The organism is Pseudoflavonifractor sp. HCP28S3_F10 (assembly GCF_052065415.1).
GTDB lineage: Bacteria > Bacillota > Clostridia > Oscillospirales > Oscillospiraceae > Pseudoflavonifractor_A.
In genome coordinates this window covers 1-6,753 of the sequence record NZ_JBQHUB010000052.1, presented here as the reverse complement: position 1 = coordinate 6,753, position 6,753 = coordinate 1, and the positions used below count along the sequence as shown (strand labels likewise).

Genomic DNA, 6,753 nt, shown 5'->3' with positions numbered 1-6,753 from the left:
TAAAGGGAGGACAATCACATGAAAATAATCAATATTGGAATTCTTGCCCATGTAGACGCTGGAAAGACGACCTTGACGGAGAGCCTGCTATATGCCAGCGGAGCCATTTCATCTCGGTGAAGCCGGGCCGCTGGAGTTTCACAAAACAACCCACTGATTCGTAAAGGAGAATGTAACTTCATGTTTGCTAAAAATTCAAAGGCATATTCTGTCTACCTGCTGATCCGATTTGTCTTTTCCCTGGCGGTTTCTATGTCCACAGTGCTTTCCATCGTGTACCACCTGGAGGTGGTGCAGCTGGATGCTTTCCAGCTTGTCCTGGTAGGGACGGTTCTGGAGACCTCCTGCTTTCTGTTCGAGATACCCACCGGTGTGGTGGCGGATTTGTATAGCCGTCGGCGCTCGGTGCTGATTGGAATGTTCCTCTACGGCCTGGGCTTTCTGATGGAGGGTGCGCTACCGTGGTTCGCGACGGTTCTGCTGGCCCAGGTTGTCTGGGGTTGCGGTGATACCTTCATCACCGGCGCTCTGGAGGCGTGGATTGCCTCGGAGGAAGAGGACAAACCCATAGACAAGGTGTTCCTGCGGGGCAGTCAAATGGGGCAAATCGGCGGCGTTCTGGGCGTGGTGCTGGGCACACTGCTGGGAAACATAAACCTGCAAATGCCTGTCATCTTGGGGGGCAGTTTGTGCTTGTTGTTGGGGCTGGTGTTGGTTCGCATCATGCCAGAAACCAACTTCTCCCCTGCTATTGAGGAACGGCAGGGCTTGCTTAAAGACTTTGTCTGCCTGTTCAAGCTCAACCTGGGCTTTGTGAAAGGCGCACCTGTGTTGCTGGCGCTCTTAGCAATCACACTATGCGGGGGACTTGCCAGTGAAGGCTTTGACCGGCTCTCCACCGCTCATTTTCTGGATGACACGGTAATACCCGTTATCGGGCCGCTGAACAGCGTCACTTGGTTCGGTGTTATCAGTCTTATCGGCAGCGGCTTAGGTATTCTGGCTTCTCAGTTGCTCATCGCCCGCATGGAGAAAAAAGGGACTGTCAGCCGAACCAGTGTGGTCATGTCCACCAGCGCCGGGTATATCCTGTGCCTGGTTCTCTTCGCGGTGGGGCGGAGCTTTTGGTTCATGTTGTTGATGTTCCTGCTGGCGGGGCTTATGCGCACCATCAAGGAGCCTGTGCTGGCCGCCTGGATGAACGACCATGTGGATGAGAAAATGCGCGCCACAGTCTTTTCCACCAGCGGACAGCTGGACTCTTTCGGGCAGATCATCGGCGGGCCTATTGTGGGGCTGGTAGCCCAGCAGGTGTCCATACCCTGGGGGCTGGTCTGTACCGCTTTCCTGCTGTTGCCCGCGCTGTTCTTAGTGCCGGTGGCGGGAAAGAAGCGGGATTGATATGGCATAGTTAAGTTTACTGACGAGCGGGAGATTACTTCCGCTCGTCTTCATTTAGTAGCGCAAAATTTGAGGACTCTTTATTTCCTTATTCGGTATAGCGGAGGCGGCTGTCAATTCGACATAATTTTCTTGTGATACTTTACCGTACATGAGCATTAGGAATAGGAATGTATCTTTGTGTGGTAGTTGTTACTTGCACAGGTATTATTGTTTCAAAAATCAGTTCCAAGCCAAATGAAGATACTCCTGAAGAAAAAGAAGAATGACCAATTCCAGTTTATCGGTGGGATGAAGGTCGGGGAGCCGTCCGCAGACGGCAGGGGCAGCGCCCCTCCGGAGCTGGCAGAGCAGCAGGCACGAGCCGGCAGTGAAGCAGCTCCGGCAACCCCTCCCCTTTAGGGGCGCAAAGCACTTTCACACCGCTGCACCGATGGGGTGGCGGTGTGAAAGTGCTTTTGCGTTACTTTCTCACCAGAAAGTAACAAAGAGGTTGTTTTTAGCGGAAATTTATGATAAAATAGAGGACGGAAGAATAAGCGGAAAGGGGGCGATTTTATGGGAGTTACGATTTCGGGTATGACAGGTGCAGGGAGCATCCGGCACAACAACCGCAGCTTCTCAGCGGCGAATGTAGACCGGAGCCGGACGGAGCAGAACATTGTTTTCTGCAACGAGGATCTGAAGCAGGTCTATCATATGGTCTTTGATGAAGCTCTCGCAGCCTACAACGCAAAGAAAACCAAAACGAGAGATAAGATACCGGACTACTATGAGCATATCCGGCAGAGTAAACAGGAAAAGCTGTTCCATGAAGCGATCTTCCAGATCGGCAACATGAGCGACTGTGGGTGCGGTACGCCGGACGGAGAACGGGCGGCGGCAGCTCTGAAAGATTTTGCGGAGTCTTTTGCAGAACGCAACCCCCATCTGCGGGTGTTCAATATGGTGCTGCACATGGACGAGGCAACGCCCCATCTCCATGTCGATTTTATCCCTGTGGCAACGGAGCAGTCAAGAGGACTTTCTACAAGGGTATCTATGAAACAGGCATTGAAGCAGCAGGGGTTTGTCGGTGTCGGCAGAAAGCAGACCGAATGGGCGGCGTGGATGGAACGGGAGAAAGAAGCTCTGACGGAGATCGCCCAGCGGCACGATTTTGAAATTATCTCTCTCGGCACGAACAGACCGCACATGGACTTGCCGCAGTTCAAGGAAGCGGCTGCGAGGCTGGAAGCGGTGCAGCAGCAGACAGCGGCAGTAGAGCGGGAGGTTGCTGAGCTGGAACGGCAGCGGGACGCTCTGAAAGGCACTGTGCGGCTCTTAAAGGAGGCTGACAGGGTAAATGCACCCCTGCATGATATTCAGCCGGAAAAGACGCTCACAGGGGCAGTAAAGGGCGTGACGGTGGATCAGGTCGAGCAGCTAAAGAAAATGGCACTGCGCAGCGTGACGGATCGGCACAAGGTACAGGAGCTGACGGAGGAAAACACCCGTCTGCGGTCACAGGTGCCGTCCATGAAGAAGCGGCTGGAAGAAGCGCAGCGGCAGCAGAGGCTTGAACAGGAAAACCGGAGGCTGCGCGATGAAAACTATTATCTGCAATCCGAGCTGCAGGAGGAACGCAGCTTCACCGAGCGTCTGACGGACGGCATCGGTCGGATGCTGGACTTCTTGGAAGAACACTTGCCGGAGCGTCTGCGTCCTCTGCTTGAAAAGGCGAGGGAGCTGCTGCCCGATCCGGAGATTGGACAGCAGCAGGAGCAACAGCAGCACCAGCGAGGAATGGGCGGCATGGAGCTGTAAAAGAAGCCTGTCCGGAGGGCTTGAAAATCTCTTTCGGACAGGCTATAATAACAACTGAAAATAGGGAATTGCTGTATTGATAATCTAAGCCCCCTGTAAGGGTACTCCCAACCTATATTTTTTCTCTCTGAAAGGGAGAAAGTCGGAGGGGAAAAGGGGGGTGAGCGGAGGGGTGTTGGAAGTGTGGTAAACCTCGTTAGAGGTTTTCCAAGCCACTGTGGTAAACCCATCGGGTTTTCCATAGTGGCGGCACTTTCAATGCCCCGCAGCGAGGGGGAAAAGGGGGAGGTGACTTTCTCTTTAAGGCGGCGTAGCCGCCGCTCTTTTGCTCCCCCTTTTCCCCCTTCCCGCCCGCAGGCGATCCCCGCCGCAGCGGATTTTCTTTTTGGTACTTTTTCTTTTGTGAGGTGGTAATATGACCGAGAATTATCGAGGCTGCTACGAGTATTTGAGCGCACAATATCCGGAGGTCGGAGGCTATGAGTTTTATAAAGAGCTGTTTCCGGACAATGAGAACTCCGGAGAACGGCACACGGATTTTTCCCATCCGAACGCTGTGTATCTGTATCGGGACGAACAGAGCGAGGATAAGAAGCTCCGGCGCAGGAAGATGTATAACGACACATGGGAACAGGATTACATGGAGTTTGTCGAGGGGAACAGCCTTACTTTGTGCAGCGGTCTTGCATATCGCAGAAAGGAGAACAGGCTGGAGAACGCCCAGCGGATGTATGCTCTGATCTTCGATCTGGATGGCGTAGGTCTTGCCGAGCTGCGCAACCTCTTTCTGCGCTTTGGCGGCGATCCGGAGCGAGTGCGCCGGTTGCCGATGCCGACTTTCCTTGTTCTGTCGGGGACAGGGCTGCATATCTACTATGTTTTCCAGCAGCCGATTGACCTATACCCGAATATAAAAATTCAGCTTAAAAGTCTGAAATATGACCTCACTTTCCGGCTATGGGAGTATGGCAGCACTTCGCAGGTCAAGGCGATCCAGTATCAATCCATCAATCAGAGCTTCCGCATGGTGGGCAGCATCAATGACAAGCATGGGACGGAGCTGGTCGCTTTCCGTACCGGAGAACGGGTAACGCTGGATTATCTGAACGCCTACGCAAAGCCAGAAAACAGGGTGGATGTCAATAAGCCTTTCAGCCCATCCAAAATGACACGAGCTGAGGCGAGGGAGGCATATCCGGAGTGGTATGAGCGTGTTGTTGTGAGAGGCGAGAAAGGACGCAAGAAGTGGGATATTGCCGGAAAGGTGCATGGTGATGATCCGTATGCGCTCTACCATTGGTGGCTGCGGCAGATCGGAGAGATAAAGGGCGGGCATCGGTATTTCTTTTTGATGTGCCTTGCTATCTATGCTTACAAATGCGGTGTGTCGAAGCAGCAGCTCCGGCAGGATATGAAAGAGGCTTTTGATGATCTGCAGATGGTGAAGCATGAGAACGCATTGACCGAGGAAGATATACGGAGTGCGCTGGAAGCCTACGACAAGGAGTATTACAATTTCACGATTTCCGATATTGAAGCTCTGACCGATGTTCGCATCGAGCGCAACAAGAGGAATGGTAGATCACAGAAAGAGCATTTGAAAAGAGCAAGGGCGGTGCAGGAAGTGGATTATCCTGGCGGCACATGGAGAAGAAAAGGGGCAGAAGAAAAGAAAGCGCAAGTCTATGCGTGGCGGCAGGAGCATCCAGAGGGACGCAAGGCCGATTGTCATAGGGACACCGGACTTGATCCGAAAACGATCCGCAAATGGTGGGACACCGTACCGGAGGGGCATATAACGGTCAAAATACGCCCATCACAGGCTTTGAGCGATCTGTTGGTGGAGGAATTTAAGAAAGGGCTGTAAACGCCCCAGAAACGCCCTACAAGGCGTTTTCGGGGCGGGTAAGGGTTTTTATATTACCCCACCGAAAACGAGGCTTGAAAACCGCGCGAAATAAGGCTTTTTCACCCCCTAAATGTACACGCTGCGGTGTTAGCATATAGAAAGCACTGTTCATAGAAAAGTTGCAAAAAAACATTTGCAATGCACTTGCAAATGTCACGAATATTGAATATAATATTAGTGCAAGCTAAAAATGACGAGGAAAGGAGTGCTATTATGGCTAAAGGAAATATGACGATAAGAATGGAGCCGGAGCTGAAAGCACAGGCGGCAGCTCTCTTTAAGTCCCTCGGAATGGATTTGAGTACGGCAACGGGTATTTTTTATCGACAGGCACTTAGGTGTCATGGACTTCCCTTTGAAGTCAAGGTTGACGAGCCGAATGCTGTTACCTATGCGGCGATGGAGGCGGCAGAAAAGGGAGAGGATATGTATGGTCCGTTTGATAGCGTTGCAGATCTGATGGAGGCGCTGAATGCTTAAGCCGGAGTTTTCGGGGCAGTTCAAACGAGATTACAAGCTTGCGATCAAGAGAGGCTGCGATCCGAAGAAGTTGGAGGAAGTGATCACGCTGTTGTGTAACGAGCAGCCGTTGCCGGAGGCGTATCGAGATCATGCTCTCACTAATTCCAGAAATTATAAGGACATGAGAGAATGTCACATCGAGCCGGACTGGCTGTTGGTCTATAAAGTTGTTCGGCAGACTTTGATTTTGAAATTGATAAGGACGGGATCTCATAGCGATTTGTTTTGAGATTAACTCCGGATGAAAGAGTGGTGATGATATTTGGCGGGTGTAATAACGGAAATTGCAATAGAATGTGGCGTGTCGGAACAGGCAGTTCGTGCATGGTGTAGGCGAAACCATGTTGCGAAAGATGCGAAAGGAAGTTTCGCAATCAGCGAAAGTCAAAAAACCGCCATATATCAGCATTATTTAGGTGTTGAACGAAAGCAAGTTTCGCAACAGGCGAAAGCAAGTTGCGAAACTTGCGAAACCACTTTGATCGCTATGCTGCAGGGAGAATTAGACCGGAAAAGCGAGCAACTTGCTGTAAAGGACAAGCAGATCGAGGAACTGAACGCAAGGTTGGCGGAGGTCAGCTCGGCGTTGGTGACGGCACAGCAGACTGCGGCAGCGGCCCAGGCTCTCCATGCTGGGACAATGCATCAGCAGCTTCTTTCCGGCAAGTCCGGAGCCGATCAGCCGGAGCGTGAGACAGAACCGGTTCAAAAGCGTAGCTGGTTTAGTAGGTTCTTTGGGGACTATCCAAAAGAAGACTAAAGCCCCGTCGCTGCACTGCGCAGTGAGCCGAGCCTGACGGCAAGGTTCAAAGCAGAACAGCGACGGGGCTTCTTTTTTTGCCCATTTTCAAAAAACAACATGAAATCAGGAGGAAAAATCTATGGCATTTATCACTCAGGCAGTCACGGTCCTGCAGACTCTCGTTATCGCCCTCGGCGCTGGCCTCGCTGTGTGGGGCGTGGTCAATCTGATGGAGGGCTACGGCAACGACAACCCCGGCGCGAATGCTCATGTACGGTAAGGAAGCAAGCAACCGAAAACAAGAGATAGACCGCCAGCACTACACTATTCCGAACCAAAGACCAAAAGATAAGCATTGTGGGAAAATCTAAAC

At 52.0% G+C, this 6,753-nt stretch carries 6 protein-coding genes and 2 pseudogenes; all 8 read left to right on the top strand.

All coding sequences use genetic code 11. The features are described from left to right. Nucleotides 1-18 precede the first annotated feature (18 nt). A pseudogene (locus ACTNBZ_RS14115) lies at nucleotides 19-111 on the top strand (GTP-binding protein); the annotation flags it as partial. A 69-nt stretch (nucleotides 112-180) separates the two neighbouring features. After that, nucleotides 181-1,401 (top strand): tetracycline efflux MFS transporter Tet(40), encoded by a 1,221-nt coding sequence (gene tet(40), locus ACTNBZ_RS14110; RefSeq protein WP_441210890.1) that lies wholly within the window; start codon nucleotides 181-183, stop codon nucleotides 1,399-1,401. A gap of 558 nt (nucleotides 1,402-1,959) precedes the next feature. After that, nucleotides 1,960-3,207: a plasmid recombination protein gene (locus ACTNBZ_RS14105; RefSeq protein WP_015517767.1), complete on the top strand. Its 1,248-nt coding sequence runs from the start codon at nucleotides 1,960-1,962 to the stop codon at nucleotides 3,205-3,207. 415 nt (nucleotides 3,208-3,622) lie between these two features. Beyond that, nucleotides 3,623-5,074, top strand: coding sequence for a hypothetical protein (locus ACTNBZ_RS14100; protein WP_199488597.1), 1,452 nt, complete (start codon nucleotides 3,623-3,625; stop codon nucleotides 5,072-5,074). Nucleotides 5,075-5,329: 255 nt separating this feature from the next. Further along, entirely contained in the window at nucleotides 5,330-5,596 is a 267-nt protein-coding gene (locus tag ACTNBZ_RS14095) for a type II toxin-antitoxin system RelB/DinJ family antitoxin (RefSeq protein ID WP_033119556.1), read from the top strand. After that, nucleotides 5,589-5,867 carry a type II toxin-antitoxin system YafQ family toxin gene (locus ACTNBZ_RS14090; protein ID WP_021632616.1) on the top strand — a complete coding sequence of 93 codons (279 nt, stop codon included), beginning with the start codon at nucleotides 5,589-5,591 and terminating at the stop codon, nucleotides 5,865-5,867. The genes ACTNBZ_RS14095 and ACTNBZ_RS14090 overlap by 8 nt, the downstream gene beginning before the upstream one ends. 33 nt (nucleotides 5,868-5,900) lie before the next feature. Further along, nucleotides 5,901-6,398 (top strand): hypothetical protein, encoded by a 498-nt coding sequence (locus ACTNBZ_RS14085; protein WP_441210889.1) that lies wholly within the window; start codon nucleotides 5,901-5,903, stop codon nucleotides 6,396-6,398. Nucleotides 6,399-6,519: 121 nt separating this feature from the next. Beyond that, nucleotides 6,520-6,648, top strand: a pseudogene (locus ACTNBZ_RS14080) (Maff2 family mobile element protein); the annotation flags it as partial. Nucleotides 6,649-6,753 lie beyond the last annotated feature (105 nt).

What these genes read in the sequence shown, in the direction of transcription:
- ACTNBZ_RS14105 (WP_015517767.1), top strand. Translation starts at nt 1,960, where the DNA reads ATGGGAGTTACGATTTCGGGTATGACAGGTGCAGGGAGCATCCGGCAC.
- ACTNBZ_RS14100 (WP_199488597.1), top strand. Translation starts at nt 3,623, where the DNA reads ATGACCGAGAATTATCGAGGCTGCTACGAGTATTTGAGCGCACAATAT.
- ACTNBZ_RS14095 (WP_033119556.1), top strand. Translation starts at nt 5,330, where the DNA reads ATGGCTAAAGGAAATATGACGATAAGAATGGAGCCGGAGCTGAAAGCA.
- ACTNBZ_RS14090 (WP_021632616.1), top strand. Translation starts at nt 5,589, where the DNA reads ATGCTTAAGCCGGAGTTTTCGGGGCAGTTCAAACGAGATTACAAGCTT.